This is a genomic window from Kitasatospora sp. NPDC017646 (assembly GCF_044329365.1).
Taxonomy (GTDB): Bacteria; Actinomycetota; Actinomycetes; order Streptomycetales; family Streptomycetaceae; genus Kitasatospora.
In genome coordinates, this window is sequence record NZ_JBIRJC010000118.1 from 1 (window position 1) to 3,180 (window position 3,180).

Consider the following 3,180-nt stretch of genomic DNA (forward strand, 5'->3'; position numbering starts at 1 on the left):
GGGCTGCCTGCGGCGCAGCGCATCGGCGTAGGTCTGCCCGAACTTCAGGCACCACCGCCGGACCGTCTCGTAGGAGACGACGACACCGCGCTGGACTGTGCCGGGAGCAGCCGAAGGCAGGCAGGTTCCAGGAATCCTGGGTGCCAAACGACAGGAACCCGTACGCGCGCCCCCGGGACTGTAGGGCCCCGCGTACGGGTTGGCAGCCGCTTTCGGGGCAGCAGTGGGTCACGCGTCGCTGAGTCAGTCCCCGACTTCCAGGTCGTGTGCTGCGAGCCAGGCGAGGATCTCGTGCCCGCCTGGCTGTGGCGCGTCACCCAGACCCTGTCCGGGTGATCGCGGCATCCGTGCCGAGGGCGGACATCACCGTCGACGGCACCGGCCTGTTCTGTATCAGCCTCCTGCTCCGTCTGCGCAAACAGATCCACGGCGTCGAGCCGGGCACCGTCGTCCACGTCGTCGCCACCGAGCGGTGCCGCCCCGCTCGACCTGCCCGCCTGGTGCCACGTGACCGGCCACGCCTCCCTCTGCCCCGTCCCCGGAACCAAAACAGTCGGTGTGCGCACTACGGCTAGCCGCCGACGCCCTTCGCCCGCGGTCCGGCGCACCTTGGCACCCAGACGATCCACTACACGGCCACAGCAAACAGCCTCACGAGCCCAGGCAGAAGGGCTCCCAGGGCTTCAAGATCAACGCATTGCCCCCTGTGCCCGCCTCTCGGTCGTACTCCGACTACCGCCGGTCCGAACGGCCTCGGGCAGCGAGATCCGGTGCCGAGAAGTTCGTCACGCAGGAGGCCAACCGGAGAGGAGGGCGCGTTGGCGGCCGGGGATACCGGGCCCGCCTGGAAAAGTTGTCGCCGGTCTGGGCTGCTGTCACGTCACGGCGTCGGCGAGCATGAAGGCGGCCACGGCCAGCAGGACCACGGCGAAGATGCGCTGCAAGTGGGGCGCGGAGACCTTCGCGGCTATGCGCTTGCCGTCCCAGGCGCCCAGGATCGCGGTTCCGATGAACGGGCCGATCAGCGCCCAGTCGACCGAGGCAGCGGTGCCGGAGCGAGTGGCCAGGGAGGCCAGCGAGTTGGCCGTGATGACCAGCAGACTGGTGCCGACTGCGGCCTCCATCTCGAATGCCAGGACGGTGACCAGGGCGGGGACGGCGAGAAAGCCGCCGCCCACACCGAGCAGTCCGGTCAGCGTGCCGAGTGCGGCACCGGCCCCGGCTGCCTTGCCCGGCCGTACACCGCCGTCTTCGGGGCGGGCGGTGTCAGCGGGCCGGAGCATTCTGAGGGCGGAGAGGGCGGCTATGGCGGCGAAGGCGATGGTGAGGACGGCTTGAGGCAGGTGGGCGGAGGCGGCCCCAGCGACAGCCGCCGGAAGAATCCCGGCGGCTGCGAACGCCGCTCCGGCCTTCCACCGCACCCGCCCGGCCCGGGCGTGCGCGTACAGGGCGGTCAGAGACGTGGCGGTGACGATGATCAGGCTGGCGGTGGTGGCTGAGGCGGGGGTGAAGCCGAGCAGGTAGATCAGGGCGGGCACCGCCAGGACGCTGCCGCCGCCGCCGAGGGCGCCGAGCATCAGGCCGACAACGGCTCCTGCAATCAGGGCCAGGATCAGGGCGGTCACGCTATTCGCCCACTGTGTCTGCTGTCGCCGGCCGACGGCATTGCGGTACCGGTGACGCGGGGGTGGGCCTGTACGGGGCCGAGGCAGCCGATCGCCTGGCGGTAGAGGAACATCACGTGCCTTCTGTGCAGGTGGAGCAAGGGATTCATGACCGGGTGAGGCTCAGGCCCGCGTCGGCGGCCGTCTCGAAGCTGTCATCGATGGCGACGACCTGTCGTCCGGCCGCGTCCAGGAGAGAAGCGGCAATCGCCGCGCGCATCCCGCCGGCGCAGTGCACCCACACCGTGCCGTCCGGCACCTCGCCGACCCGGCCGTGCAGTTCGTGGAGCGGAATGTGCACCGAGCCCTCGATGAAGCCGTTCGCATGTTCGGAATCCCGGCGCACATCCAGCACCACCACGTCCTCGCCGCGCTTGTGTGCAGCGGCGAGGTCGGCGAAGCCGGCGCGGGGGAAGAAGGCGAGCCGTTCCCCCTGACGGACCCAGGCGGCTGGATCACCGGAGGCGGCGGCGGCCGGGCGGTCGATACCGACCCGGGTCAGCTCCCGCTGCGCCTCGGCAATCTGCGCCGGGGTGTCGCCGAGCAGGGTGACCAGCTTGCCCCACGGGATCAGCCAGGCCAGATAGGTGGCCAGCTTGCCTGTGCCCTCGAAGTTGAACGATCCGGCCACATGGCCGTCGGCGAAGGCGACCCGGCTGCGCAGGTCCACCACCCACTCACCCGCCGCCAGCCGTTCGGCGATCTGTGCGGCGTCGGCGGGCTCGGGCGGGGTCAGGTCGACGGGCCCGGGTCCGGCGGCGTTGGCCGGGCCCATGTGCGTGTAGTAGGCGGGCACGTTCTCCAGCCCGGCCAGGACCCGCTTCACGAAGTCGTCGACATCCAGGGTGAATGCGTCGTTGCCGGCGCGTTCCTGGCCGATCGTGCTTGCATCGCCCTCGGCCTGGGAGGAGGAGCAGAAGCTGCCGAAACCGTGCGTGGGCAGCACCGGCACCTCGTCGTCGAGTGTCGCCGCCAGCCGGTGGACGGAAGCGTGCTGGGCACGGGCCAGTTGTTCGGTCAGCCGCGGGTCCACCAGGTCCGGTCGTCCCACGGAGCCGATCAGCAGCGAGCCGCCCGTGAAAGCAGCCACCGGGCTTCCCTCCTCCTCCAGGACGTACGAGGTGTGGTGCGGGGTGTGGCCCGGGGTGGCTATCGCGCGCAGCACCAGGTACTCGTCCACCTCGGACACGTCCCCGTCCGCGACAGGAGTGCGAGGGAAGGAGACGCGGGCCCCGACCGGGACGAGGTAGCGGGCGCCGGTGAGGCGGGCCAGTTCCAGCCCGCCGGTGACGTAGTCGTTGTGCAAGTGCGTCTCCGCCACGTAGGCGATGCGCACCCCTCGCCGCGCAGCGAGGGCGATCACCTGATCGACGTCCCGCGGCGGATCGACCACGACCGCAGCTCTCCGACCCCCTGCCAGATACTGAACTTGAATTCGTGATGTCGGGCTGAGGGTGGTCAGCCGTCCAAGATCAGGCCGGTGGCGGCGAGGCACCCGTCGACCAGGTGGGGTCGA

At 70.7% G+C, this 3,180-nt stretch carries 2 protein-coding genes and 1 pseudogene; all 3 read right to left on the minus strand.

Annotated elements, in window-relative coordinates; translation table 11 throughout:
• Positions 1–96 (minus strand): annotated as a pseudogene (locus tag ACH4J0_RS42970) (IS6 family transposase); the annotation flags it as partial.
• A gap of 779 nt (positions 97–875) precedes the next feature.
• Positions 876–1,625 carry a sulfite exporter TauE/SafE family protein gene (locus ACH4J0_RS42975; protein WP_396246628.1) on the minus strand — a complete coding sequence of 250 codons (750 nt, stop codon included), beginning with the start codon at positions 1,623–1,625 and terminating at the stop codon, positions 876–878.
• Between the two features lie 145 nt (positions 1,626–1,770).
• On the minus strand, positions 1,771–3,099 hold the full coding sequence (locus ACH4J0_RS42980) for a rhodanese-like domain-containing protein (protein WP_396246629.1): 1,329 nt from the start codon (positions 3,097–3,099) through the stop codon (positions 1,771–1,773).
• Positions 3,100–3,180: the final 81 nt, after the last annotated feature.